Below are 26298 nucleotides of genomic sequence, written 5' to 3'. Positions count from 1 at the left end.
CATGACCATTCTATCTGGCGATATCAAGCTGATGGCCAGCCAGCGGATGACGGACACCGAGGACGGTGGCGGGCGCATCACCGGCAAGGAGATCGTCAGCGGCGAACATAACAGCATGTTTCCCGATATCAGCGATCTGGATCGGGCCTATGGGGTGGTGAACCTGCGCAAGGTTTTTCTGGCGGTACAGACGGACGACACCGACACCTACTATGGCGCCAATGCCGCCGTGCTGCTGCCGCCCTACGATCCGAACGTGGGCCTTGCCCTGATGACCACCAAAGACCACCACGACACCCGCAACAACGCCCGCGATGTGGTGGAGCGCTATCTGGCGCGTGGCCCCAAGTGGCAGGGTTTTCTCTACGATACCCAACTGGAAGGGCAGCGGGCGATCCGCTTCTTCCAGCGGGTTGAGGCGCGATTGCCGGAGGTGGGCGAAACCCTGGTGATGGTCGGCAACGAGAACAAGGCCGGGGAGTTCGAGCAGTATGTGCGGGTGCTGGAGGTAACCCAGAAGCTGACCAAGTTCCAGATCGCTGGTGTACCCGAGTTCACCCGCAACGTGGTCACCTGCACCCTGGCGGATCCGCTGCGCTTCACCTTCGAGGGGGAGCAGCCGACCCCCTATGATGTGGTGACCAACCCCAAGACCGCCCTGCGCGAAACCGTGGTGGCCGATGCGGCCAACTACTTTGCATCTACCCGGATGGTGGAAGATGCCGCCTTTGGCTCGATGCAGGTACGGGCCAAGACCATTTTTACCCAGCTGGTGCCAGCGGCCCGCAGCGAGACCCCAGCGGTGGATCTGACCGCTGCCGGTGAGCTGGCCAGCCTGGTGGATTCTGGCCGTGGGCTGGTGAGCATCAACACCGCAGCGGTGATCGCCCCGAGCCGTGGCCTGTTCCTGGGCAGCGGTGCCAAGCCTGGCACGGTGACCATCACCATCGGCGCGGCCACCATCACCGACAAGGGGGGCGAGCTGGTTGTTGCCGGGTCGGTGGTCGGCTCCATCGACTATGGCCGTGGCCAGCTGGAGTTCAATGCCCAGTGCCCGAACTACGGAACCCAGAGCAAGACCGTCTCTTTCTGGCCAGCTGCCCGCCCTGCCCGTATCGCTGACACGGCGAGGATCGAGGTCAAGGCGAACAACCGGGGCTATGCCTACACCATCACCCTGCATCCGACCCCGGCGCCTGGCACCACTACCGTCAGCTTTATGGCGCAAGGCAAATGGTATGACCTGAAAGACAACGGGCGCGGGGAGCTGCTGGGCATCGACCGCTCTTATGGCTCTGGCACCATCAACCTGGCCACCGGGTCGGTGATGCTGACCCTTGGCGCCCTGCCGGATGTGGATACCTCCATCATGTTCAGCTGGGCCACCCCTGTGAACTACACCAACCGCAGCGGGCAGGCCATCAGCATCGGCAAAAGCGCCTGGCAGCTCCCCCACAAGGGGATTACCCCCAAGAGCGTGATCCTCACCTGGGGCGATGGCAAGCGGGCCACCGATGTGGCGGGGGACGGCAAGATAACCGGCGATATCACCGGCATCATCAACTATGCCGAGGGGATCATCGATCTGGAGCACGTTACCTTGCCCGCCTTGGGTCAGGAGTACGCCGCCCAGTACCAGTACGGCGAGCCGGTGACCGAGCGCCATATCGAACCGGGGCGCCTCAATACCCCCGGCCAGGTGGGGCACCTCTCCATCACCCTGGACGGCAAGGACGGCGGCGGCGCCCACAACCTCACACCGGGATCGGTGCGGGTGAAGTTCAACGCCCTCTATCACAAGTTCGATGTGGACGATCAGGAGCTGGTGATCCAGACCCGCGATCCCATCATCACCCTGCGCGATGACGGGCTGGGCAAGCTGATCGATGCCAGCGGTGTGGTGCTGGGTGCCATCGACTATGCGGCGGGCACCCTGCACTTTATGCCGGATGGATCCAGCCCCCTGCCCAAGCCGAAATACGCCTGGGTGACCGTGGGCACCCGCTGGGAAGGCAACAACCAGATCGCGGTGCAGCGCTGGACGATGACCGGTATCGAGTACCACAACACCGCCTATACGTTCCCAGACGGCGAGCAGGGCTGGGTGGATGTGACCTACCGCAACAACAACAGCGCCGAGGCCCAGAATGCCACTCTGACCGCCCAGGCGCTGCGCATAGACGTTACCCCAGGCTTTGCCGAGGCGATTCTGGAGGGGTCGATGCGCTTCACCCTGGGGGGCTCTACCTACGTTGACCGGCAAGGGCTGCTCTACCGCGACCCGGATCCCGAGACGGGGGCAGGCATCCAAGCGGGCACCATCGACTATTCCAACGGGTTGGCGGTGCTGGCCGACTGGGCAGCCGGGCAACCGGCCCAGCCATCGCTCCAGAGTCTGGCCACCTCATTCAGTGCCCAATCGGTGGATGCGGTGACGTTCCGCACCCCAGGCGCACCCTTGGCCCCGGGCAGCCTCTACATCAGCGCCAACACCGCCAGCGGGCGCCGTATCGAGGCCACGGCAGACGGGGACGGCTTTTTCACCACCACCGACATGGATGGCAAGGTGAACTACCAGACCGGCATCGTGACCGTGCGCTTTGGCCGCAAGGTCACGGCAGCGGGCAACGAGACCCAGCCATGGTATGACGCCGAACAGGTGGGGGAGGATGGCAAGATTTGGAAGCCGATCAGCGTGGTGGCTGACTCCATTCGCTTCAACTGCGTGGTGTTCAGCTATCTGCCGCTCGATGCCGACATTATCGGGCTGGATCCGGTGCGGCTGCCGTCTGATGGCCGGGTGCCGTTTATCCGCAAGGGAAACATCGTGGTGGTGCATAGCACCAAGCGCGGTGCCTACCCGATGGGGGTGACGGCTGGCCAACAGTTCAACACCGGGCGCCAGCGGCTGGCGTACTGCCATGTGGAGGACAAGAACGGTAAGCGGCTCGACCCTGCGCTCTACAGCGTCAATCTGGATAGCGGGGTGGTCACCTTGGCCACCCCGTTGAACCTGACCGGCTATGTGGAGCCGCTGGCGGTGGTTCACCGGATTGAGGATATGAGTCTGGTCACCGATGTGGAGATCTCTGGCCGCTTGGTGCTGGCCCGCCCCCTGTCTCACGCCTATGACGCCGCCGACACTCTGGTGTCGTCCGCGCTGATCATGGGCGACTTGTGGGCGCGTTACACCAACCTGTTTGACCAGAAGGTTTGGACGAACAAATGGCAGGACTTTGTAGACGGCGACCAGAGCACGGCGCAGTACAACGACACCGATTTCCCCATCGTGGTCACCAACCGCGCCACCCTGGAGGAGCGCTGGGCCATCATCTTCCAGACCAGCACCAGCTTTGTGCTGGTCGGGGAGCATGTGGGCCAGATCGCGCTGGGGGATGTGAATACCGACTTTGCCCCCATCAACCCCAACAACGGCCAGCCCTATTTTCGGCTGGACAAGCGCGGTTGGGGAGCAGGGTGGGCGAACGGCAACGTGCTGCGGTTCAACACCAAGGCGGCCAACTTCCCGATCTGGGCTATCCGTACCGTGCTGCAATCGGTGGCGGCCAGCGAGAGCGACCGTTTTGAGCTGCAACTGCGCGGCAACGTTAACCGCTAACCGGGTGGGGCACCGTGCCCCGCCCTTTATTTCTGTGGGGCAAAATGCCCCGCAATGGAGAACGGCAACATGGCTGAATACAAGGTCAAATGGTTTGCAAGCGAAATGCAAGGCGCCCCGAGCCTGGGCGATACCGCAGACGGCGCCCTGGCTGCGCTGCTCAAGGCGGTACTGGTCACCGGCTTTGGCACCCTGACGATTAACTCCCTGTCGTTTGATGCTGCCAAGGGGTGGGCGGTGGCTACCTTTAGCGGCGGCCATGCCTATCTGCAAGATTCAGTTATCCAGGTCGATGGGGTATCGCCTGCCGCCTACAACGGCGAGCATCGGGTGATGCAGGTCAGCACCACTCAGGTGTGGTTTGAGATTGACGGTGGCAACCCAGGCGCTGCCGGTTCCGGCGCGGCCATGACCATGAAGGTGGCGCCGCTGGGCTGGACGATCACCCATGAAAGCGGTGACGGCAAGGTGTTTATCGTGCGCCCCACCAACGTCAGCGAGTCTGGCAATGTCAGCCTGCGCATCGACAACACCGCATTCAGCGGATGGTCTAGCAGCACATCCCCTGTGGGGTATCTGGCCAAGGTAGCAATGGTGGAGGATGTGGTGGATATCAACACCTACACCACCATTTACGAACACCGCTGGCCAGCCACCAAGCGCTACTCATCGGGTCGCTGGGATCTGATAGGGGATCCCCAGCTGTTCTATTTCCTGCCCTACTACGGTTCATATAGCCGCCCTGCGCTCTATCTGTTCGGCTATATGCGCAGTCTAAGGCCCGGTGATCGCTACCATGCCTTGCTGGTTCACTATCCTGTAACCGCCGCCAACGATACGGCCAGGCGGTGGGATTATGGCGCGGGCAGCCAAAACTCAAACTACTACAACAACGGCGGGCTGTTTGACTCCTCCTCTCATCGGGCTATTGCTCGCCCCTACCATCAGTTGTTCGGCTCCACAACCTGGTGGCTAAAAGGGTTGTTTGGCCGATTTGGCAACGGCTTGAGCATCCCGAATGGCCCGGATAACGGCTTTTATATCAGCACTGATCCGGTCATGGTGGTGGAGAACGGCAACCATTTGCGTGGCTATCTGCCCGGCATTATTTGCCCGTATGGCACCTTGCCAAGTTGGGATCGCAAAAACTTCGGTAACTTGCCAGCCATACCCGGCAAGCTGTGCCGCTTCATCAACGTCCAGCCAAGTGAAGATCCCTTTAGTAACACCCTGGCGTTGATCGGTTTTGATCTGACCGGGCCATGGAGGTAGGTCATGGCGAGTTATGATGAACGAGTGGTCTATGACTGGTCATCACCGACCCAGCTTAATGATTGGGATATCCAATATTCAGGCCCAGCCGGTTCAGTTGCCATCACCAACGGCAAGCTGGTACTGGCACCCAATCGCACCGCGATATCTGGCGTTAACCTGATTAGCAAGGCGATTGGGTTTGATGCGCTGGAGATGGAGTTCAACACCGGCAACCTTGGCAGTGGGCTGACCCGTTATCTCACCTTGAGTTTCGGCACCGGTGGCGTATGTGACGATGCCGGTAGAGTGCCAGGTACTGACTTTTGGCACCAGGGGATGGCCAATAGTGTCACCTTGCACTTGCAAGATCCCGGAGCCAATGCGAATGGCTCGTTTGTCCGGGATTACGCCAATGGCGGTCGGATTGAGCGCGGGTATTATCCACTGACACCAGGTACTGACCTCACCAAGCAAAACAGGGTGCTGGTTATTTTCAAACCGGGTGAATATCAGGTCTGGCTAAATGGCATTCAAATACTCAGCATTCCAACTGTAACAACCCAACCGCCGACCAAAGTGATGATCCATCAGGGGTGGTATGCCCCAGGGGTATGGGGCGCCGATACCACCATCAGCCGGGTGATCCTATATCGGGGCTATGACCATTTTTCTGACATGACCATGAAGGTTCATCCGGTGAAATGTGTACCCGCCAACCCGGAGCCTAGAGCTGTGTTTCAGCCGCAAGATGTGGCCTGGCGCGGCACCCCGCCTATGTATGCGGGGCCGGTCAACCTCCAGCAACAGATCCATATCGCGCTCTGCAAGGGGCGGGACACATTCTGGATCCGCGATGGGGTGCGCAATGTGGAGCAGGGGTTTATTGAAAGCACGGTGACCATCAGCGGGGTGGGGGTGCGGCGGCGGGTGCTCTGCTTTACCCAGGATGGCGAACTGGTTGGCGAGACCTACAGCCGCGCATCGGATGGGGTATATCGGTTCGATCTGCTGTGGCTGAATCGCCGTTATATGGTGGTCGCCCAGGATGACCCTGCCTATGGCCCCGCCGACTATAACGCCGTGGCTGCCGACTACCAGGCACCGAAACCCTACCCGCCTGGCGGGGGTGTGGCCCCTGCGCCCTTCCCCATGCTGGCCCCGCTCAAGAGGAACTAGCCATGCTCACCTATGTGGACACGCTGCGCACCAGCCGCGCCCAGCTGCTGGCGACTGCCATCGACACCGGCAGCGGCCCCAATGCCACCCTGACCGTCTACACCGGCACCAGACCGGCGCCGGGGGCGGCCATCACCGACCAGCTGGCTCTGGTGGTGCTCAAGTTCACCCATCCCTGTGCCAAGACGGTCAGCGGCGGGGTGCTGACACTGAAACCCCTGGCCGAGCAGATGGCCACCGCCAGCGGCGCCCCCACCTGGGGGCGCATTACTGACCGGGATGGCGCCTTTGTGGCGGATCTCGATGTGGGGGTGCCAGGCAGTGGCGCCGATCTGGAGATACCGGCGAGCGAGTTTTTTGCCGGTGCCCTGATCCGCATCAATAACGCCACAATCACCGAACCGTAACCGGGGGCTATATGGCCAGAAAGGATGCGAGCTTAGAACTACGCAAGGCCCGCAGTACCACCGGACAGCTGGAGCTGAACCAGGCCGAGGTGGTGCGCTATGAGGCGATCTTGGTTGGCGCCTCCATGCCGCCGCGCCTGGCCGTCTCCCCCGACCTGCTGACCCTGCCAGCCAGCTGGGCCAGCCAGCCAGAGCGCCCCATAGCCGCGCTGGGCGGCGCCGTGGTGCTGGAGGGGAGTCTCGCCAGTACCACCGCCCCAGATTGCGCCATGGTGGGCGCATTCGTCATTGAGTGCGGTATGGCGGCCAGTAATCAGCAGCCGGTGCCGGTGCTAGCTGGGGAGTACGATATCAACGTATTCCGTGGCCCGAGCGCCGCCCAGGAAAGCCAGTGGGAGCGGGCCGGGCTGGTGAGCAGCCGGGTAGCCAGCACCTGGGAGCGGCCAGAACTGGCCCGCACCGTGGGCGCCGTCAGCTGGCAGGAGGCCGAACCCGCCAACAGTGAGCAGGTGGAGCAGAGCGCCATCATGCCCCAGCGCTATGAGCTGGCCAGCAGTCAGTACCAGGAGGGACTGGCCACCGGTCACGATCATGGCCAGCAGGTGGAGCACCTGGCCCCCGGCCATGCCGTCAATCGCTCCCTCTGGGTCGAGGGGGAAAAGGCCGGTATGTGGCAGGCCAGCGGTTATCGCAACCCACCGCGCCTTGACCAGGAATGGCAGGCCGACCAGTGGAGCCATGGCGCTGCCGTTGGCCTGCTGCTCTATGGCCGCCGCTTGCGCCTTGGCCTGCCGCTCTGGAAGGGGTGGCGCGATGGCTGGGAGGAGGCGATGCAGCCGGGGCCAGGCACCAGCCCGGATCCGAAGCCGCCGATCATCCCGGAGCGCCCAGACAAGCGCACCCTGCGCCTGGAGTTCGGGCGCAAGCGGGGCGAGGCCGAGCTGGAGTTTGTTTGGCACGGCAGTGATGCCGCAATCGTTATTCCAACCAGGAGGGTTTATCTGGTGAGCAATACAGCGAAGATCGTGCGGGTACGCGATGGGCTCGATATCCCTGCCACGGCGGTAAGTATCGAGCTCGATACCGACTCCTGGGCATGGCAGTTCAGCGCCCAGATCCCCCGTATCGCGGCGGCTGCGCTGACCGATGAGGAAGAGGTCAGCATTCATATCAACGGTCAGCAATGGGACTGTGTGTGCGATGGCTGGCAATCGAGCCAGAGCTTTGGCCGCGAGTCGGCAACGCTGACGGGACGCTCTCGCACCGCTTACTTGTCACCGACCCATGTATTGGCGCAGGCGGTAAGCGAGCCTGCTGCCGCGACCATGGCCCAGCTGGCTGCTGCCGTATTGCCGGTGGGTTGGACGCTGGATTGGCAAGCGGCTGACTGGTTGGTGCCTGCCGGGTTCTTTAGCCTGGATAACCAGACCCCGATCGAGGTGGTCAGGTACTTGGCCGAGGCGGCCGGTGGCTTTGTGCTGCCACACCAGCGCGACCGCCATCTGGTCATCAAACCGCGTTATCCCACAGTGCCATGGCAGCTTGATACTGCTGTGGCCGATGTGGCGATCCCCCGCGCCATCATTACCACCTTGGGCAGTGACTTCCAGCCGGGTCATGCCGCCAACGGGATCTGGGTAAGTGGTGGCCATCAGGGCATCAGTGCGCGGGTGGTGCGCCAGGGGACGGCTGGCGAGCAACAAGCGCCGACCATCACCCACCCGTTGGTGTGTGATGTGACGGCCGCCCGTGCCCAGGGTGTGGTGGGGCTGGCCAAGACCATGCCCAAACGTACCCAGACCATTGAACTGCCGTTGTCAGCTGATACCGGCTTGATCCTGCCAGGTGCGCTGCTCGCCGTGGACGGTTGGAAGGGTTACAACCGGGGCGTCAGGGTCTCTGCTGCGTTGCAGAACAGGGCCATGACGGTGCGCCAGCAACTCAGTGTGGAGCGATTTGTATGAACCTGTTTAAGCGATTCCTTGAGTTGGTACCTGGCGCTGATCCCTTGCTGGTTGGTACCGTGACCGCAGTAGGTACCACGACCACCACTCTTACCGCGTTGGCGGGTGGAACGGTCACAGTACGGGGTACCGGGGTAGCCATCGGCAAGAAGGCGTTTTACAGGGGAGGGGAGCTGGCAGGAGAGGCGCCGGATCTACCCACCTTTGAGCTGGAGGTGTAGAGTGGAGGGCTCAAGTGAGTTTTTAGTGGAGGACAAATGAAACACTGGATGTTACTCGGCTTGGTCGCCTTGCTGCCCCTGACAGCAAATGCAGGCGCCATGCGCTGCAAGAACGCTTTAATCAGTGATGGCGACTCATCGTTCAATGTGCTCAAGAGCTGCGGCCAGCCGCTGATGAAAGAGGACATTATCGACGAGCGCCTGCTAGATGCCCCCAAGATCGGGGAGCGCTGGACATATCAGCAAGGCGCGAACGCCATCCCCCAGGCCGTGACCATCATCAACGGCAAGGTGGTCAAGATAGAAGACCTCACCCGCTGAGAAAGACAATGGCCACGCGATGTGGCCATTTAAATCTCTTCGTTTAACGCCTAGATACCTCTTATCAAAGTCTGCGAAACCTGTTCACCAAGTTTGATAAAACTACCGTTGCGGCTGGTTTTCGTTTTTAGCGAAAACATTTTTCATTTTTCGCGGCGGGCTACACCTCCGTGATACATCTGTCGTCCCCGTATCCGGCCCCTGAGCCCCGAGCCTAAGGGTGACAGCTATAGTATGAAAAAGAGCTGACTGACACTGTTCAACCAATGCCAGTGAGGGAAACCGGATGAGCACAAGTGAGCAATCTGATCCTGTGGGGCAGGCAAAATCGCGCTATGACCCGGCATTGCCTACCGGTTATGACTGGCGCAGACACCGCCGTTTTATCCTCAGTGGTGGTGGTTACAAGGCAGAATGCAGCCGTCGCAACTGGTTTCTGGAGTTGCTCAATCCGGTACCCTATGTGGTAGTGCGCGACATAGCCATCGGCGGCATCGGTATTCTGGGGGCCATACGGCTGAAAGAGGGGGATGAGTTGGTGATTGCCATTCCCTCTGGCGAGAAGCTGCGCGGTCTGGTCGTGAGATCCCAGCCAGACCCGCTCTTTCCCAAACTCTATCGCACCGGTATTCGTCTGCATCGATATCCGACGGCCGAGCTGTTTGCCCGCTGGCAAAGTTACATTCAGCCGCAAGATAAAGCGGATTTCGACCATGAGTGTCAAGTCTTGAAACAGGTACGTGGCGCGTGAGCCAAATGCCATTTCAGTGGCTGTTTTCCCCACCTTCAGCATGATTTGTCGATGGATTCCGCAGATCAGCAGGCTTGGCTGTTCCGAGTGGTTTATCTTGCTGCATGTGTTTTCATCTTTATGTTTTTATTGAATTTTATCTGTGCCTCTGAAGTCACGGAGGATACGGATCATTTTCCCTTTTCGTGATCCCCCCCGAAGTAGTTCCCCCTGATATCCCTTAGTATCTGGCCAGCATGACTCCCTTTAGGGGGAGGATAACAAGAACAAAAAGGAATGATGGATGAGATCCGTGAGCAACCAGTGTCTGTTGATGCAGATCCAGCCGACCATCTTGCGCTTTGCCAAGATGCTCGCGAGTGTGCTGCAGCTTGAGGTCGAGATTGTGGATGCCGATATGGTTCGGGTGGCTGGTACCGGGCCCTATGGCAAGTTCTTCGGACGTCAGCTGGAGGGGGATTCCCGCCTGCTGCGCTATGTGATTGATAATCAGCGGGAGAAGATCGTTACCCACACCAGCGATGATCCCGTGTGTGACGGCTGTACCTGCAAGGAGAGCTGCCGTGAGCGCGCCTTCCTCGGGGTGCCCATCATGGTGGACGAGCGCTGCATAGGGGTGATCAGTCTGGTGGCCTTCAGCGACGAGCAGCAGGCGCGCCTCAACAACAATCTGCAGGATGTGTGCGACTATGTGCGCCACATCTCCACTATCTTTGTGGCCAAGTTGCTCGATTCACGCGGGCTGTCGGACGGGGTCAACAAGGTGTTCCTCAATCTGATGACCAATATGGATCAGGGTTGCCTGCTGCTCGATGACAAGAGTCAACTGCTCTACGCCAACGAGGCGGCACTCCATCATCTGGGTTGCCAGCAGGAACAGCTGCAGGGGCGCGAAGTGGGGATCCGCCCGCTCACCTTCTCCCAGCAGGGGCTGAGTGGTCATCTTCAGCACATCATCACTTTTGAAGGTCGTCAGGAGCTGATCATCGGCCAGCTACATCATGTGCAGGGCCAGCAGCTCTTTCTGATGGCGTTTCACCAGTCCCACTCCGGTCAGGTTCAGGAGCCGGATCCGGATGTGCGGATCGATCAGCTGATCGGCGAGAGCAAGCCGATGCGCACCCTCAAACGACTGCTGCACCGCATCGCCCAGAGTCCCTCCAGCGTGCTGATTTGTGGCGAGAGCGGCACCGGTAAAGAAGTGGTGGCCCGCGCCGTCCATCGCCTCAGTCCGCGTCAGGACAAGCCTTTTATTGCCATCAACTGTGCCGCCATTCCCGAACAACTGCTGGAGAGCGAGCTGTTTGGCTATGTGAAGGGCTCCTTTACTGGCGCCTCCAGCGGCGGCAAGCAGGGCCTTATTCAGGCGGCCCATCAGGGCACCCTGTTCCTCGACGAGATTGGCGACATGCCGCTCACCATGCAGGCCAAGCTGCTGCGAGTGCTGGAGCTGCGGGAGGTGACCCCCATCGGTGCCAGCCGACCGGTGCCGGTGGATATCCGCATCATCGCCGCCACTCACCAGCATCTCGATCAATACATCGCCGAAGGGAAGTTTCGCGAGGATCTCTACTACCGCATCAACGTCATCCCCCTCAACCTGCCGCCACTGCGGGAGCGGGAAGGGGACGTGGAGCTGCTGACCCACTACTTCCTCAACCTGCACACCAGCCGCATCGGCATCGTCTATCCCGGTCTGGCACCCGAGGTGATGGCGCTGCTCAAGGGGTATCGCTGGCCGGGCAACGTGCGCGAGCTCAGCAACCTCATCGAATATCTGGTCAACGTCAGCCAGGCGGGCGAGGTGATTGACGCCAGCCTGCTGCCCCCCAACATCATCCGCAATCAGGAGCCCCATCACGTCTCCGCCCAGTCGATCCCGGTGACCAATCTGGATGCGGCGTTCAATGTGCCTGCCACAGCGCCGCTCGCCGCCACGCCGGAGAAACTGCCTGAACCCGTCCCTGGTGAGAGCGGCCTTGAGAGCATGGAGAAACAGATGATAGAAGAGACCCTGCAGCGGCTCGGCAACAAGAAACTGGCCGCACAGGCGCTGGGGATTGGGATTGCTACCCTCTATCGCAAGATAAAGAAGTACGAGATTGCCGTGCAGAGCTGAGGCGCTGGCGACATCTATCCGGCCCGTGTCGTTTATCAGACGACACGGGTTTTTTATGGGAACAAGGTTCTGCGCCATTGCCGAATTGTGCTGAACGGAGTGGCGGGGCAGGGGAGTGGCGGCATGGCAGAATGCAAAAAGCCCGCTCGATTAGCGGGCTTTTTTAATCTGGTGCGTCCTAGTGGATTCGAACCACCGACCCCCACCATGTCAAGGTGATGCTCTAACCAGCTGAGCTAAGGACGCAGGGTGCGCAATGCGACTTTTATTTCTTTATGCAGAAGTGGTGGGTTTAATTGGATTCGAACCAACGACCCCTACCATGTCAAGGTAGTGCTCTAACCAACTGAGCTATAAACCCACATCTGCATTTCTTTCAAACTGAATGGTGCGTCCTAGTGGATTCGAACCACCGACCCCCACCATGTCAAGGTGATGCTCTAACCAGCTGAGCTAAGGACGCATAACAGCAATCTGTGATGGTGCGTCCTAGTGGATTCGAACCACCGACCCCCACCATGTCAAGGTGGTGCTCTAACCAGCTGAGCTAAGGACGCATCACAGAAAAAGTGGTGGGTTTAATTGGATTCGAACCAACGACCCCTACCATGTCAAGGTAGTGCTCTAACCAACTGAGCTATAAACCCACTTTCTCTTACTTCACTACGCCAGCGCTGCTGACGTGGTCGGCATACTACCCATGCCCCCCAAGGCTGTCAACAGGCCATATGCACAAAGGAGACTGTTTGCCCAGTTCTTGCGCAGCCTGTTGATTTTGCAGGCGAGTTGTCGCTCGCCAAGCCCTGTTACTGAGATCGCGACAGGGTAGTGCAGGCTTCCGGAGTGGCAAAACGGCCATAGATGTAGCGCAATCTCGCCCCCAGCATCAGGGCCGCACTGGTGAGGCCGACGATAAAGCCGATCCAGAAGCCCTGCGGCCCCATCCGCGGCACCAGCCAGTCGGTCAGACCCAGGATCATGCCGGTGGGCAGCCCCAGTCCCCAGTAGGCGACGATGGTGACGTAGAAAATCGCCTGGGTATCCTTGTAACCGCGTAGTGCGGCGGCCGCGACCACCTGCACCGAGTCGGAGATTTGATAAATGGCGGCGAAGAACAGCAAAATGGCCGCCAGGACGATCACCTGCTGATCATCGGTATAGATCGAGGCGATCTGCTCGCGCAGTAGCACCGTCATGGCGGCAGTGGCCGCGGCAATGGCCATCCCCAGCATCAAGCCGGTGCGAGCCGCTACCCGAGCGTGATGGGGCTGCCCTTCACCTATGCTGTGGCCAACCCGGATGGTGACACCCACCCCGATGGAGAGGGGTAGCATAAAGACCAGGCTGGAGAAGTTGAGCGCAATCTGGTGGCTCGCCACCGTCTCGGCACCGAAAGGAGCCAGCATCAGGGCTACCACGGTAAACAGGGTCACTTCGCAGAAGATCGCCATGGCGATGGGGAAGCCCAAGCGAAACAGTCGCCAGATCCGGCTGCCGTTGGGGCGAGCCAGCTGGGAGAAAAGCCGGATCTCGGTGAAGTGACGGGAGAGCTTCACATAGAGGATCATCGCCAGCAGCATGGCCCACAGCACGATGGCAGTAGCCACGCCACAACCCACACCGCCCAGTTTCGGCATGCCGAAGTGGCCGTGAATGAAGATGTAGTTGGCGGGAATATTGACCGCCAGCCCGACAAAGCCGATCACCATGGTAGGCATGGTGTGGGAGAGCCCCTCACTGAAGTTGCGCAGCACCTGGAACATCACGAAGGCAGGCAGGCCCCACAGGATGGCGTGCAGATAACCAGTGGTCTTGGCAGCCATCACCGATTCCACATCCATAAACTGCAACGCCAGCGGGCTGTAATAGAGGGCGATCATCGCCAGCGGGGTGACGATCAGTGCCAGCCAGAAGCCCTGATGAACGGCCGGACGGATTGCCTCCCGTTTACGGGCGCCATTGAGCTGGGAGACGATGGGGGTGAGCGCCATGATGATCCCCTGCACCAGCAGGATCACCGGTAGCCAGAAGCTGGACGCCACCGACACGGCAGCCAGATCGACCGCACTCACCTGACCCGCCATCACGGTATCGACGAAGTTCATGGCGACCTGGGCCACCTGGGCGACCAGAATGGGGCTGGCTAGACGGACGAGCTGCTTCGCCTCGGACCAATAACGTTGCACTGACACCTCCGAGTGGATCAGATAAGAGTAAAAAAGAGCGGAAATCGGGAAGAGCCTTTGCACTTTCGGACGAAAGTGCAAAGGGTGGGGGAGGCATTCTAGCCTGAAAACGATACAGGGTGAAACGTTTGGCTTTGAATGTGGTCGATCAGGCGTCTTGGTGATCGCTGATCAGCAGGTTGGCAGCGGCATAGGCAGCCTGCTCGCGCAGCTCGGCGGGTACCCGCTCATCGACGGCGACCGCGTTGAGGGCGCGGATGGTGGCGGCGATGGCGTTTGGCACATAGCCCTGCTCACCGGAGCCAATCTGGTTATAGGCGATACGGATCGCTTCACAACATTGATATACCTGCATTTCTTTTTCCTTGTTTACCCGGATGTGAACGGCGTCACTATAGCGATCGGACGCAAGCTTGTCAGCCTGTACCCTTGTCTCACCCTCTGCCCGAGGTTAACCTGCCCTTTTTGCCGTAGCAGGAGACGAGAGATGTTCACTGGCATAGTGCAGGGGACCGCCGAACTGGTGGCCATCGAGGAGCAACCCAACTTCCGTACCCATGTTATCCGCATGCCAAGCCCGGCGTGGGGGGAAGGGCTGGTCCTCGGCGCCTCGGTCGCCCACAACGGCTGCTGCTTGACCGTTACCCGGGTAGAGGGTGAGCTGGTCAGCTTCGATCTGATGCAGGAGACCTTGCGTCTCACCAACCTCGGCAAGCTGCAGGTGGGGGACAAGGTCAACGTGGAGCGGGCTGCCCGCTTTGGCGACGAGATCGGCGGTCATGCCATGTCTGGCCATATCATCGGCATGGCAGAGGTTACCTCGGTGATCGATACACCCAACAACCGTCAGGTGTGGTATCGCCTTGCTCCCGAGCTGATGAAATATGTGCTGACCAAGGGGTATATCGGCATCGACGGCATCAGTCTGACCATAGGTGAGGTGCGCGAGCGGGAGTTTTGCGTCCACCTGATCCCCGAGACCCTGGCCCGCACCAACCTGGGTTGGGTCAAGGCTGGCTGGCAGACCAATATCGAGATCGATCCCCAGACCCAGGCCATCGTCGATACGGTGGAGCGGGTACTGGCGGCGCGCGCGGGTAACTGAAGGCACTGTCCAGTTATATGTTTAAAGGGAGCATTGTTGCCCAAATTGATGCAGCTTGAATGAAACTAACTGAGGACTCGGTGATCTGATCACCACTACCCTCTATCAAGTCTGCATCATGGGAGCGTCCCTGCCCCCCCATCACCAACGGGTTTGTAGTGGTCTAATCATCTTGGCCACCATCGTAGGGGGAGCAGTTATCACCATGGTCTGCTTAATGACCTGATGAGATCAGGTCGCTATCTCTATAACCTCCATCTACATAATTTCGATTCTATTAATGAAGCTGCTTTAATTTTCCATATTTTATTATTTTTATAATCAGAAATTTATTATTTGATTGTGCTAGTGGGGTCTCTTTTTTATATACTTCCATATGGTGCTGGTGTAATCGTTTACATCGGTGTGTGTTACGTCACAATATGCATCGTAATTAGTTCGTAATCTTGTCATGAGGCGAGGGCAGTCTGAGGACATTCTCTCAAGTCAATGGTTTATTATGGACAATGGATGGATATTTGATGAGTATAGAAAGATTGTTTGGATTGAATAGGAATATGGTAATGTTCGGTGCCATATTTTTTCTTTACTTTTTTATAATGGGAGCTTATTTTCCATTTTTCCCGATTTGGCTGCATGATGTCAATGATATCAGCAAGGCTGAAACTGGAATTGTCTTCGGCACTATTTCTTTATTTGCACTTCTATTTCAGCCAGTATTTGGGCTGATTTCTGACAAGTTAGGGCTGAAAAAGCATTTGCTCTGGATAATCATTGGACTACTGGTATTCTTCGCGCCCTTCTTTCTTTATGTATTGGCACCATTGCTGAAATTGAACATCTATCTCGGTTCTATCGTAGGGGGCATGTACATCGGTTTTGTATTTGCAGGCGGGGCTCCAGCCATAGAGGCTTATGTTGAGAAGATGAGTCGCTCCAGTCAGTTCGAGTTTGGCCGAGCAAGGATGTTTGGCGCAATAGGCTGGGCCCTTTGTGCCTCTATTGTAGGGATCATGTTTACCATCAACAATGAGTTCGTGTTCTGGATGGGGTCTGCTTTTGCTGTTGTAATGGCGGTTTTATTCTATTTTATCAACCCTGGTCGTGGTAGCACCAGTGAAGTGCTAGATAGTATTGGCGCCAATCAGAAAGGGTTTAGCGTAAAACTGGCAATGGGATTGTTAAAACAACCAAAATTCTGGTTCTTCACCCTCTATGTCGTCGGGGTGGCATGTACCTATGACGTATTTGATCAGCAATTCGCGAATTTTTTTACCGCATTCTTTGATACAAAAGAAGAAGGTACTCGTTACTTTGGTTATGTCACTACGATGGGGGAGTTACTGAACGCCAGCATCATGTTTTTTGCCCCACTGATTGTGAATCGAATTGGCGGAAAAAATGCCCTGCTAATCGCTGGGACCATCATGTCTATTCGAATCATCGGCTCCTCATTCGCCGAGACAGTTAGCCATGTCATTTTGCTGAAAACTCTACATATGTTGGAAGTTCCATTCCTGTTGGTCGGTACATTCAAGTACATCACTAGTGAATTTGATGTTCGCTTTAGTGCGACTATCTGGTTGATTGGCTATCAGTTCTTCAAGCAGCTAGCAACCATGTTTATGTCTGTGTGGGCTGGATCTATGTATGAGGTGATGGGCTTTCGTGAAACCTACTTGGTATTGGGCATTATTGCCGCAACTTTCACCTTTATTTCTGTCTTTACCCTCTCGGGAATGGGACCACTTGGGCTGTTAAAGGGTAGAACGATGGTTTTAAAAAAAGCCGCTAGTTACTAACCGACCATTTTGTAATCAGAGATTTGAAAAAGGTTATAAAAGATGAATAACAGTATGGCGTTACACCAAATCATTTGTCGTGCCGATTGGCAAACACAGGCTGTGACCAGTGTTAATCGTTTACCCACCCATACCCCCATGTTCAGCTGGCGCAGCGAAGCGGATGCCAGGGGTGATCTGGCCTCTTCCTCCCGTCTCTTGCTCGATGGCGAGTGGCGCTTCTCCTTCTTTGCCGCCCCCGAGCGGGTGCCCGAGAGCTGGCTGGCGCAGGATCTGGCGGATGCTTGCCCCATTACAGTGCCGGGTAACTGGCAGCTGGATGCCGCCTATCCGGCTACGCGGCCGCTCACCGATGACCCCATCTACACCAATATCAAGTACCCCTTTCCTTGCGATCCACCGCGAGTGCCAGCAGAGAATCCTACTGGCTGCTACTCCCGCGAGTTCGAACTGCCCGCCGACTGGCTGGCAAGCGGCCAGAGCCGGATCATCTTCGACGGGGTGAGCAGCGCCTTCCACCTCTTTTGCAACGGCCGCTGGGTCGGTTACTCCCAGGACAGCCGCCTGCCCGCCGAGTTCGATCTGACTCCTTATCTGCACACCGGTCGCAACCGGTTGGCGGTGCTGGTACTGCGCTGGTCCGACGGCTCCTATCTGGAAGATCAGGATATGTGGTGGCTGTCGGGGATCTTCCGCTCCGTCAGCCTGCTGCACAAACCGTCCCGCCATCTGATGGATATGCGGGTGGCCCCCGAGCTGGACGCCTGCTATCGGGATGGTCGTCTCAAGATTGCACTGCAGGTGGCCAATGGGGCCGGTCTGTCGGTGGAGGCCAATCTTTATGACGGTGGCGAGCGGGTTGCGACCCTGCGCCAGCCGATCGGCACCCAAGTCATTGATGAAAAAGGAGCATACGACGATCACGCCGAGCTGTGGCTCGACGTGGCAGCGCCGCGCAAGTGGAGCGCCGAGACGCCCCATCTCTATCGCCTGACCCTGACCCTGCTTGATGAGCAGGGTCAGGCCATCGAGAGCGAAGCGTGCGATGTGGGCTTTCGGGTGGTGGAGATCCGTGGCGGCCTGCTGCGGGTCAACGGTCAGCCGCTGCTTGTGCGCGGTGCCAACCGTCACGAGCATCACCCCGCCAAAGGCTATGCCATCGATCGCGCCACCATGGAGCGGGATCTGCTGCTGATGAAGCGCCACAACTTCAATGCGGTGCGCTGCTCCCACTATCCCAACCACCCCGACTTCTATCGCCTCTGCGATCGGCTCGGTCTCTATGTGGTGGACGAGGCGAATCTGGAGACCCACGGCATGACTCCGATGGGGCGGCTGGCGCGGGATCCCGCCTGGAGCAACGCCTTTCTGGAGCGGGCGACCCGCATGGTGGCGCGGGATTTCAACCACCCCTCCATCATCATCTGGTCGCTGGGCAACGAGTCGGGTTACGGCCCGGCCCACGATGTCATGTATGGCTGGATCAAGCGCAGCGATCCGAGCCGTCCGGTGCAGTACGAGGGGGGCGGGGCCGATACCCCGGCCACCGACATCATCTGCCCCATGTATGCCAGAACCCATCAGGATCAGCCCTTCCCGGCGGTGCCCAAGTGGGCGCTGGCCAAGTGGATCGGCCTGCCGGAAGAGACCCGGCCGTTGATCCTCTGCGAATATGCCCACGCCATGGGCAACAGTCTGGGGGGTTACGCCCACTACTGGCAGGCGTTTCGCGATCATCCACGCCTGCAAGGTGGGTTTGTCTGGGATTGGGTCGATCAGGGGCTCGACAAATACACCGCCGATGGTCGCCACTACTGGGGCTACGGCGGCGACTTCGGTGATGTGCAAAACGATCGCCAGTTCTGCTGCAACGGTCTGCTGTTCCCGGATCGCACCCCCCATCCCACCCTGTTCGAGGCAAAACGTGCCCAGCAGCCGTTCCGCTTCACCCTGCTCGAGCACACCCCGCTGCGGGTACGGATCGAGAGCGAATACCTGTTTCGGGAAACCGACAACGAGCGGCTTCGCTGGCAGCTGTGCGAGAACGGTCATGTGCAGCAGCAGGGGGAGATCTCCCTTGAGCTGGCGCCACAGGGAGTGGTCGAGTTGACCCTGAGCGGGACGCTGCCTCCCTTTGCGGCAGGCTCACTGGCCTGGCTCGATCTGGCCATCGTTCAGCCACAGGACACCCTCTGGTCGCAGGCGGATCACAAAGTCGCCCGTCAGCAGTTCACTCTGCCGACCCCCCTTGCCCTGCCTGCTCCCGCCGCTGCCGCCACCCTGAGCGAGCAGCCGGATGGCTGGTGGATCACCGCCGCAAACAGCCAGTGGTGGCTCGACAAGCAGAGCGGCCGCATCACCAGTTGGCAAAAATCGGGGCAGGAGCAGTTGCTGGCGCCGATCATGGATCACTTCTACCGCGCGCCGCTCGACAACGACATCGGTACCAGCGAAGCGGATCACGCCGACCCCAACTCCTGGATTGCTCGCTGGCAGGGCTGTGGCCTCGGTCAGTGGCAGCACCGCTGTCTGGGGATCGCGGTCGCCGGAGGGGATATCCGGGTCAGCCATGGCTACTTCCACCGCGATGAGCTGCTGCTGGTGAGTCACTGGCATCATCACTTTACCGACGATGGCGCCATGAGCCTGGAGATAGAGACCGAGCTGGCGCAGGTGCTGCCGTCGCTGCCGCGGATTGGCCTGCTGCTCCATCTGGCCGAGGTCCCGGCGCGAGCTGAATGGCTGGGGCGTGGGCCGCACGAGAACTATCCGGATCGCCTGCTGGGCGCCGATCTGGGGCGCTGGAGCCTGCCGCTGGAGGCGATGCACACCCCTTACATCTTCCCGAGCGACAACGGCTTGCGCTGCGATACCCGCCAGTTGCAGCTGGGCAGCACGACGGTGAACGGCAGCTTCCATTTCAGTGCCAGCCGCTTCAGTCAGCAACAGCTGGCCGCCGCCCGTCACCAGAGCGATCTGGTGGCCGAAGAGGGGCTGTGGGTCTGCCTCGATGGCGCCCACATGGGGGTGGGCGGGGATGACTCCTGGAGCCAGAGCGTGCGTCCCGAGTATCAACTGCTCGAGAGTCGTTACCGTTGGGGCTGCACCCTTTATTAAGTGAAGCCTGCCAGACCATCATGATGAAGCGCCGGGTATCATCCGGCGCTTCTATTTTATGGCGTGTTATAAACATACTTTCTACACTAGGTTAGATTCATGGAGAAGATTCGAGTTCACCAAGCTGGATATCTCATCTGATGGAGATAACAAACTCGTTATTTTCTGGTGTAGAAGCTATCTCATAAAAATCAAGTTTGTAAAAAGTGAGCCATGATGTTTCCCTTAGGGAAGTGTTGATTACTTAACCTCATCAGAACGGTTTTGCTATATTTTTATCGGAGGTTACCAAAAAATATTGCTGGCTTCATCACAGAGAAATATTTATCATACTCTTTATTAAAGATATTTATATAGAACTGTCACTATCGTGCAACCATGCCTATCAATAACATCAATATGAGATATAGCCTAGAGGCACAGAGTTTTCGTAATTAATCATTGTAAACACGACTCAGGTATATATCGTGTCACATGCAGCCAACTAATAACAATGCCAGTCATATATAACTGACTGGCATTGTGCATAGATAATTTAACACTGGTATTTAGTATGGCGACATTTTTTAGTAAATATATTTACCACCATACTTCGATATTAAAGCCGAAAGTCGCTTCGTTTTGACTACCGGCTTTATCGCCAGTCAACTTAACAGGTTTGCCATACACATCACCTTGACGACTCCACTCATTATCCAGTTCGGCATAGGTGGCAAATAAACGCAGGGTTGGTCGAGCCCAGACAGAGCGGCCAGCTTGGAACATTTGTGCCAACGTTACCTTGGAGAAGTTGTTCACACCTGAACCATTTTGAGCCTTGACGCGCTCGTAACCAATTTCAAGAGCCGTTGCTGTAAAGTCATTCCAACTATATTGCGGACGCATACCAGCACTGAACCAGTCACTGCCGTACTCATTATCAAGCTCCAGGCTTTGATAAGCTATTGAATAAAGAGCACTCCACTTGTCATTAAAAATGAGATCGCCATGGTTTATAACGCGGAAACTACTGCCATCATGGTCGACTCCAATCGCATATTTTACTGCTGATGCACCCTCGGCACTCATCAAACCGCCAGCCAATCCATCGATACCATACTGCATAGCGAACGTATTACTACCTAGAACCCACTTCTGCTGGTATAGCATGCTCAGCATTGCACCGCTATCCGTGATCTCCTGATTTGGATAACCTTTGTTATCAAACTGTTCGAAATGATCATTCTGGGCGAATACATAGTTCAAACCGAGCGTTATATGTGCACCACTGCTTATATTTATATCGGATAGTCGAACATCAAAGTGGTGTAACGAACGGATCTCGTCATGGTAGGCCCCATTTTCACCAAGGGCATTATAACTGCTCTCCGGGGTGAAATAGGCGAGATGAAGCTTGGTGCCGCTAACGTCAATATTTTCAATACCAAAGCCCTTGTTAGAGACATCCCAATACTTGACATCGATCATGTGAACTTCATGGCGCTGATAGAAGCGCTCCCCGGCCCAGACTACCGCGCCAGGCAAACTTGGCAATATATTATGAGCAGAAGACCAGACCTGTAATGTACCGACATCGCTCCACTTGTCGCCACTGCCAATATAATATGTGAAATCGAAGTAAGCCTCCTCTTGCCGCCGCAAGTCAGCCTTGAAACCCAACTCCCACCAGTTCATCTCATTACCAAGACGATAGTTGCCATACCCCTCCTGGGCTCGTAGTACAGCATCCAGTTCTCCTTTACCCCCATTACGTTCATCGTTATTCGTGTTTATATTGCCCCACTTGGCATATCCCATAGTTGTGAAATTTTCAAATGCAGCCTGAGAAGACAAAGGCAGCATCGCTAATAAAAGCAGACTGAAGCAGTTTGATTTTTTTAGTTTCATGTATTTTCCTTACTTGTCAATATTAAATGGATTTTCTTTGCATCGTTAAGAGAATAAAAGGCACGACCTATTTCACCAGGTAACCTAGAGCTATTAATGTGAAAATGATGCGACTATCAGTGAGAACCTAAATGACGAACTCACTTATTTCTTGCAACTTGTTTTTCTCTATATTCAAACTCGACCCAGTGCGGCCAGTATCTCATCGTGAAATTTACCATTGAGCTTATAACTTGATTTATAAATCAGATAGCTCAGAAAAATTAGCAGACTCGGAATGCCTAACATCAAGACCTGCATTCCCAGCACAGTGCCTTCGCTTTGCAAAGTATTTGGGACATAGCCAACTATTGTTAGCCCAATACCAGTCAGGAAGCCGGCAAATGCACTGGCAGCTTTCACCAGCATGGTTTGCACCGAGAAGACGACACTTTCACTGCGCATGCCCATCTTGTATTCACCGTAATCAACCACATCTGCCAACATAAGAGTTGACATCGCCAAGGCAAAGCCTGAGCCCAACTTCATTGCGGCTCCTGCCATTCCGATCAGTAGTGTATTCTCTGGCATAAAATGACCGGTAAGCAGCAAGATGACATAACTCATCAGTGGGAAAACACAAGCAAGGCGCCAAATCATGGGGCGAGATAGTTTGCTGACGATCAGTGGGAATAACACCAGTCCGATGATCTCGGCAGAGCCCGCAAATCCCATGAAGACGGCGAACATATCTTTATCGCCCATCGCATAAGTGAAGTAGTAGATAGCAAAACTACCGGCTAACTGCATTGCCAAGTTAAAGCACAACACAATACCTATCAAAGCCTTTAGTTGATCATTTTGGAAGATAATCGCTTTTACATCTTTAAAGTTGATCTTCTCAGACACCTTGGTCGCAATAGCGCTATCTTCTTTTACTTTCCATACGGTCAGCAAAGCACTCAAAATGAATATTAGCGCAATAATCATCGATACCTTGGCGAAGCCGGCACCACTATCGCCATCACCCAAAATATCGATAGCTTTCATGCCAAAGGCTCCCATAACAAACCAGGCAAAGCTTGCAAACAGGCGAGGGATCACCACAATCTGCTCTCGCTCTTTCTTATTGCTGGTTAGCGCGGGAATGAACGACCAGTAGGGAATATCCATGATTGTATATGTCATTCCCCAGAGGATATAACTGATAGCTGTATAAATGTATAGTGCGGTTCCTTCAAACTCATGGGTGAAGAAAACAGCTACCATCACGACTGAATTTATCAGGGTACCAATAACGATCCATGGTCTGAACTTACCATAGCGACTGCGAGTATTATCAACAATCATACCCATGATGGGGTCGTTGAACGTATCCCAAATTCTGGCGACTAAAAATAAAGTGCCTACGAATGCAGCTTCAAGGCCAACGACATCGGTATAGTAATACATTAAATAAATGTAAATTATCGAACATGCCAAATCTTTACCAAGGGCTCCTATACCATAGGAAAGTTTGGCGACATTGCTTATACTCATAAAGTTTCATCCTTATTGTGAGTGTCATGTGTGATTTTTCTTGATTAATACAATAACGTGAAATAATGAAGATTTAGTCTAAATATAATGAAAACCCAAAGGGTTATCTTGGCCGGTTTTTAATCATGTCGATGACATCGAGGACGGCCATAATTCAATGGCCGTTTCGCTCTGATTATTTGTGAATCGAGATAATTAAACTGTCAATTTATAACGCTGATATATCGATCAAGATGGCCGTAGTTGGATCAAGAATTGGCATTGCCAGACCTACTTGGCGCAGCCATTCGCCGCTTGATACGATACCAGCAAGGCTCCAGACGGGTTGCTTATTAACCAGGCCATTATGAAAGTTATTCGGATGCGCGATGACGTTGACGCGATATTGTGTTTGCGCGATTAATCCCGGTATCCGTAAAGTGCCGCTGTGGGCATATGTAGGCATATCTAGCTGTGCAACCATCACTAATGCATGCTTGGCATCAGGAGTTATGACAGCATGGATTTTTTGAGCTTGTTGATCGTCGCTTTCAATACGGTAGGTGATTCCGCTATGAAGCAGGTTTCTATACTGCTTATGCAATGCGATGTATTTTGCAAAGCCAGCTTTCTCTTCGTCCGACTCTTTGACCGGATCGAGCTCTATTCCCATATGTCCAAACAAGGCTGTGATCCCGCGGAAGTCGATGTCGGATACTCTGCGAGTGGCATGGCAATGTCGAGCGCCAATATGAGAGCCCATCACTTCAGGCGGGAAAAAATAGCTAAACCCGCTCTGGATCTCCTGACGTTTGAGTGCGTCATTGTTATCAGATGGCCAGAAACGTTGCACTCGCTTTAGGATCTCATAATCGATACGGCCACCACCGGCAGCACATGATTCAATCTCGATATGTGGATGCCTTGTTTTAAGCTCGTCCATCAGTCGATAGACATTTTGTACCTGGCGTGTTTGGCAAGCTTGTCCGTGGTGAGCAGGCTGGACCGTTTCACGGTTCATGTCCCACTTGAGATAGGCAATATCATAGCGGCTCAGCAGGTCATCAAGACGTTCCAACAAGTAGGCAAAGGCATCAGGATTCTGCAGGTCGATCAGATATTGGTTGCGACCTGTTGGTTGCTCATAGCCATCGAGTTCCATCAGCCAGTCGGGGTGTTGGCGATATAGATCAGAATCTTTGCTGATCATTTCTGGTTCAACCCAGATGCCAAATTCCATGCCCATGGCTTTGACATGTTCGATAACCGGCTGCAAACCATCAGGATATTTCTGCTTATCCAGGTACCAGTCACCCAGTGCCGCCCTATCATTGCAGCGGCCCTTGAACCAGCCATCATCAATGATGAAGCGCTCCACACCCATCTTGGCTGCCTCAGTGGCCATACACATGATGTAGTCTGGATCATGCTCAAAGTAGATACCTTCCCATGTGTTGAGATGTACCGGTCGGCATGTCTGATAGTTGCGTCGCTGCGGAAAGGTCAGGATGTGCTCACGCACAAACTGGTGAAATTGATGGCTCATGCCATTCAGGCCATCAGCACAATAGGTTGCATAGAGCCAGGGGGTCGTGATGCGTTCATCTTTTTGCAGGCAAATTTCCCCCGGGTAGTAGAGTGCTTCGGCCTGCAAGAAACGACGACCATCAGCCTTTACATCAACTCGCATTCGATGATTACCGCTCCAGGCCAGATGAGCTCCCCATACTTCTCCGTGCTGTTCATCAAATCCTTTGGTGCCGATGATGAGCGCCGGGTAGTGTTCGTGAGACGTACGACCACGGCGGTTCTCTTGCTGGAATCCACCGTGCATCAGGATATGTCGATGCTGTTGGAACTCATTAACCCAACGCCCGTAGAATGACAAACACTCAATGGCGCGCATGGGTAATGGCAATGTTGTCGCGAGCCTGTTTACCGTGAAGGGCTCCTCGCTTTCATTGTTCAGGGTATGGCGCACGGCGACAATGTCAGAAAGAGGATCTATGGTGAGTTCAGTCAAGAGACACAGGCGAGCGACAGGATCATGACTGACAAGGCGTAGGGAATGTTCGTCGTGCTCGACAGACTGAATAGTGAAGACCGGAGACCAATCCTGACCATTTCTATGCCCTTCCAATGCAGGGGAGCTAAAGACGCCCGAACCGGAGTCCGGAAACAAAGTTAACGGGACATCGCAATCCAGTCGGCCAAAAGGCACTGGCCGATCAAGGGATAGGCAGCGCTCCGGGGGCGTCAATGTTAACTTGTTGCCCCAATAGATAATTTCAGCTCCTTGCGTCAGGTTAACGAGCATTTCCGTGCGTCGACCACTTATCTTGCAGATCTTTTCCATTTCTCTACCTTTGGCCTCTGAAAGAGGGGAGTAATTAATGCTGACGGCAGACAGAACAATAAAATGCCGATTAATTAATGTGGTTGGCGCAACAGTAGTGTAAACGATTCCACTGGTGTGACTAAAAAAAATCAATAGCGCTACCTGACTCACAAAAATGGCTTTTTTTTAGCCTTAATTGAATTTTATGGAGGAGTGGTACTGTTTTTTTTAGCACTGATGTCGTAAATGAAGAAAGAAAATAACCAATTGGCATAACATTAATTTATTATTTTAATATGAAGAGGTGTCGACCTCTTTTCTATTTATGGCGATGCACTCTCTTTTCATAGGAGGCACGCAAATTACTCGTGCTTTGCTTATGAAGTTTCTGTTCCGCGAGTAAATCACAGCTGATGTACTGTTTAATCGGAAACGTTTGCCAGAGTGGATCAATGTTCGAGCGGTGGTGACACAGAAATATACCAAGGTGAAGTAGGATGCTGATAAAAATTAAGATTCTTTGTTGGTGGATGT

17 protein-coding genes and 5 tRNA genes are annotated in these 26298 nt (G+C 55.7%); 12 read left to right on the top strand and 10 right to left on the bottom strand.

Annotated features, from left to right (window positions below; translation table 11 throughout):
• Position 1 precedes the first annotated feature (1 nt).
• The 9 genes from G5168_RS13515 to G5168_RS13475 all read left to right on the top strand — a co-directional run bounded on the left by G5168_RS13515 (position 2) and on the right by G5168_RS13475 (position 11832).
• On the top strand, positions 2 to 3619 hold the full coding sequence (locus tag G5168_RS13515; protein WP_421252322.1) for a curculin (mannose-binding) lectin protein: 3618 nt from the start codon (positions 2 to 4) through the stop codon (positions 3617 to 3619).
• Between the two features lie 69 nt (positions 3620 to 3688).
• Positions 3689 to 4891 carry a hypothetical protein gene (locus tag G5168_RS13510; protein WP_421252321.1) on the top strand — a complete coding sequence of 401 codons (1203 nt, stop codon included), beginning with the start codon at positions 3689 to 3691 and terminating at the stop codon, positions 4889 to 4891.
• Positions 4892 to 4894: 3 nt separating this feature from the next.
• Positions 4895 to 6049, top strand: coding sequence for a hypothetical protein (locus G5168_RS13505; protein ID WP_421252320.1), 1155 nt, complete (start codon positions 4895 to 4897; stop codon positions 6047 to 6049).
• Between the two features lie 2 nt (positions 6050 to 6051).
• The gene (locus G5168_RS13500) at positions 6052 to 6456 is read left to right on the top strand and encodes a hypothetical protein (RefSeq protein ID WP_202003376.1); all 405 of its coding nucleotides are present in this window, start codon (positions 6052 to 6054) and stop codon (positions 6454 to 6456) included.
• 11 nt (positions 6457 to 6467) lie between these two features.
• Positions 6468 to 8420: a hypothetical protein gene (locus tag G5168_RS13495; RefSeq protein WP_421252319.1), complete on the top strand. Its 1953-nt coding sequence runs from the start codon at positions 6468 to 6470 to the stop codon at positions 8418 to 8420.
• On the top strand, positions 8417 to 8641 hold the full coding sequence (locus G5168_RS13490; RefSeq protein ID WP_215783570.1) for a hypothetical protein: 225 nt from the start codon (positions 8417 to 8419) through the stop codon (positions 8639 to 8641). Before G5168_RS13495 ends, G5168_RS13490 begins: the two co-directional genes overlap by 4 nt.
• A gap of 36 nt (positions 8642 to 8677) precedes the next feature.
• Entirely contained in the window at positions 8678 to 8962 is a 285-nt protein-coding gene (locus G5168_RS13485) for a DUF2845 domain-containing protein (protein WP_244775124.1), read from the top strand.
• A gap of 286 nt (positions 8963 to 9248) precedes the next feature.
• Complete coding sequence (locus G5168_RS13480; protein WP_076491525.1) at positions 9249 to 9713, top strand: hypothetical protein; 465 nt, start codon at positions 9249 to 9251, stop codon at positions 9711 to 9713.
• Between the two features lie 283 nt (positions 9714 to 9996).
• Entirely contained in the window at positions 9997 to 11832 is a 1836-nt protein-coding gene (locus tag G5168_RS13475; protein WP_227096458.1) for a sigma 54-interacting transcriptional regulator, read from the top strand.
• A gap of 169 nt (positions 11833 to 12001) precedes the next feature.
• On the opposite strand, the gene G5168_RS13470 is transcribed toward G5168_RS13475, so the two are convergent.
• The 7 genes from G5168_RS13470 to G5168_RS13440 form a co-directional block, all read right to left on the bottom strand.
• Positions 12002 to 12078, bottom strand: a tRNA-Val gene (locus tag G5168_RS13470).
• A 38-nt stretch (positions 12079 to 12116) separates the two neighbouring features.
• Positions 12117 to 12193 (bottom strand) — tRNA-Val (locus G5168_RS13465).
• Between the two features lie 25 nt (positions 12194 to 12218).
• Positions 12219 to 12295: transfer RNA gene (locus G5168_RS13460), tRNA-Val, on the bottom strand.
• 17 nt (positions 12296 to 12312) lie between these two features.
• A tRNA-Val gene (locus G5168_RS13455) sits at positions 12313 to 12389 on the bottom strand.
• Between the two features lie 13 nt (positions 12390 to 12402).
• Positions 12403 to 12479 (bottom strand) — tRNA-Val (locus G5168_RS13450).
• Positions 12480 to 12638: 159 nt separating this feature from the next.
• Positions 12639 to 14018 carry an MATE family efflux transporter gene (locus G5168_RS13445; protein ID WP_266135060.1) on the bottom strand — a complete coding sequence of 460 codons (1380 nt, stop codon included), beginning with the start codon at positions 14016 to 14018 and terminating at the stop codon, positions 12639 to 12641.
• Between the two features lie 148 nt (positions 14019 to 14166).
• Positions 14167 to 14373, bottom strand: coding sequence for a YaeP family protein (locus G5168_RS13440; protein WP_421230905.1), 207 nt, complete (start codon positions 14371 to 14373; stop codon positions 14167 to 14169).
• Positions 14374 to 14505: 132 nt separating this feature from the next.
• Here G5168_RS13440 and G5168_RS13435 point away from each other — a divergent pair, with 132 nt between their 5' ends.
• The 3 genes from G5168_RS13435 (at position 14506) to G5168_RS13425 (ending at position 20042) form a co-directional block, all read left to right on the top strand.
• Positions 14506 to 15123, top strand: coding sequence for a riboflavin synthase subunit alpha (locus G5168_RS13435; RefSeq protein ID WP_139478531.1), 618 nt, complete (start codon positions 14506 to 14508; stop codon positions 15121 to 15123).
• Positions 15124 to 15644: 521 nt separating this feature from the next.
• Positions 15645 to 16925: an MFS transporter gene (locus G5168_RS13430; RefSeq protein ID WP_421230904.1), complete on the top strand. Its 1281-nt coding sequence runs from the start codon at positions 15645 to 15647 to the stop codon at positions 16923 to 16925.
• Between the two features lie 54 nt (positions 16926 to 16979).
• On the top strand, positions 16980 to 20042 hold the full coding sequence (locus tag G5168_RS13425) for a beta-galactosidase (RefSeq protein WP_421252318.1): 3063 nt from the start codon (positions 16980 to 16982) through the stop codon (positions 20040 to 20042).
• A 579-nt stretch (positions 20043 to 20621) separates the two neighbouring features.
• On the opposite strand, the gene G5168_RS13420 is transcribed toward G5168_RS13425, so the two are convergent.
• From G5168_RS13420 to G5168_RS13410, 3 genes are all read right to left on the bottom strand, one after another.
• Positions 20622 to 21929, bottom strand: a complete 1308-nt coding sequence (locus G5168_RS13420; protein WP_421252317.1) for a carbohydrate porin — start codon at positions 21927 to 21929, stop codon at positions 20622 to 20624.
• A gap of 174 nt (positions 21930 to 22103) precedes the next feature.
• Positions 22104 to 23447 carry a melibiose:sodium transporter MelB gene (gene melB / locus G5168_RS13415; RefSeq protein WP_227342782.1) on the bottom strand — a complete coding sequence of 448 codons (1344 nt, stop codon included), beginning with the start codon at positions 23445 to 23447 and terminating at the stop codon, positions 22104 to 22106.
• 208 nt (positions 23448 to 23655) lie between these two features.
• Complete coding sequence (locus G5168_RS13410; protein WP_227342784.1) at positions 23656 to 25782, bottom strand: alpha-galactosidase; 2127 nt, start codon at positions 25780 to 25782, stop codon at positions 23656 to 23658.
• Positions 25783 to 26298: the final 516 nt, after the last annotated feature.

Origin of the sequence: Aeromonas sp. 600724, assembly GCF_049175135.1 — a bacterium.
GTDB lineage: Bacteria > Pseudomonadota > Gammaproteobacteria > Enterobacterales > Aeromonadaceae > Aeromonas > Aeromonas veronii_A.
The sequence above is the reverse complement of the archived record's forward strand: the minus strand, read 5'-3'. Positions and strand labels throughout refer to the sequence as shown.

What these genes read in the sequence shown, in the direction of transcription:
- G5168_RS13515 (WP_421252322.1), top strand. Translation starts at nt 2, where the DNA reads ATGACCATTCTATCTGGCGATATCAAGCTGATGGCCAGCCAGCGGATG.
- G5168_RS13510 (WP_421252321.1), top strand. Translation starts at nt 3,689, where the DNA reads ATGGCTGAATACAAGGTCAAATGGTTTGCAAGCGAAATGCAAGGCGCC.
- G5168_RS13505 (WP_421252320.1), top strand. Translation starts at nt 4,895, where the DNA reads ATGGCGAGTTATGATGAACGAGTGGTCTATGACTGGTCATCACCGACC.
- G5168_RS13500 (WP_202003376.1), top strand. Translation starts at nt 6,052, where the DNA reads ATGCTCACCTATGTGGACACGCTGCGCACCAGCCGCGCCCAGCTGCTG.
- G5168_RS13495 (WP_421252319.1), top strand. Translation starts at nt 6,468, where the DNA reads ATGGCCAGAAAGGATGCGAGCTTAGAACTACGCAAGGCCCGCAGTACC.
- G5168_RS13490 (WP_215783570.1), top strand. Translation starts at nt 8,417, where the DNA reads ATGAACCTGTTTAAGCGATTCCTTGAGTTGGTACCTGGCGCTGATCCC.
- G5168_RS13485 (WP_244775124.1), top strand. Translation starts at nt 8,678, where the DNA reads ATGAAACACTGGATGTTACTCGGCTTGGTCGCCTTGCTGCCCCTGACA.
- G5168_RS13480 (WP_076491525.1), top strand. Translation starts at nt 9,249, where the DNA reads ATGAGCACAAGTGAGCAATCTGATCCTGTGGGGCAGGCAAAATCGCGC.
- G5168_RS13475 (WP_227096458.1), top strand. Translation starts at nt 9,997, where the DNA reads ATGAGATCCGTGAGCAACCAGTGTCTGTTGATGCAGATCCAGCCGACC.
- G5168_RS13440 (WP_421230905.1), bottom strand. Translation starts at nt 14,373, where the DNA reads ATGCAGGTATATCAATGTTGTGAAGCGATCCGTATCGCCTATAACCAG.
- G5168_RS13435 (WP_139478531.1), top strand. Translation starts at nt 14,506, where the DNA reads ATGTTCACTGGCATAGTGCAGGGGACCGCCGAACTGGTGGCCATCGAG.
- G5168_RS13430 (WP_421230904.1), top strand. Translation starts at nt 15,645, where the DNA reads ATGAGTATAGAAAGATTGTTTGGATTGAATAGGAATATGGTAATGTTC.
- G5168_RS13425 (WP_421252318.1), top strand. Translation starts at nt 16,980, where the DNA reads ATGGCGTTACACCAAATCATTTGTCGTGCCGATTGGCAAACACAGGCT.
- G5168_RS13420 (WP_421252317.1), bottom strand. Translation starts at nt 21,929, where the DNA reads ATGAAACTAAAAAAATCAAACTGCTTCAGTCTGCTTTTATTAGCGATG.
- melB (WP_227342782.1), bottom strand. Translation starts at nt 23,447, where the DNA reads ATGAGTATAAGCAATGTCGCCAAACTTTCCTATGGTATAGGAGCCCTT.
- G5168_RS13410 (WP_227342784.1), bottom strand. Translation starts at nt 25,782, where the DNA reads ATGGAAAAGATCTGCAAGATAAGTGGTCGACGCACGGAAATGCTCGTT.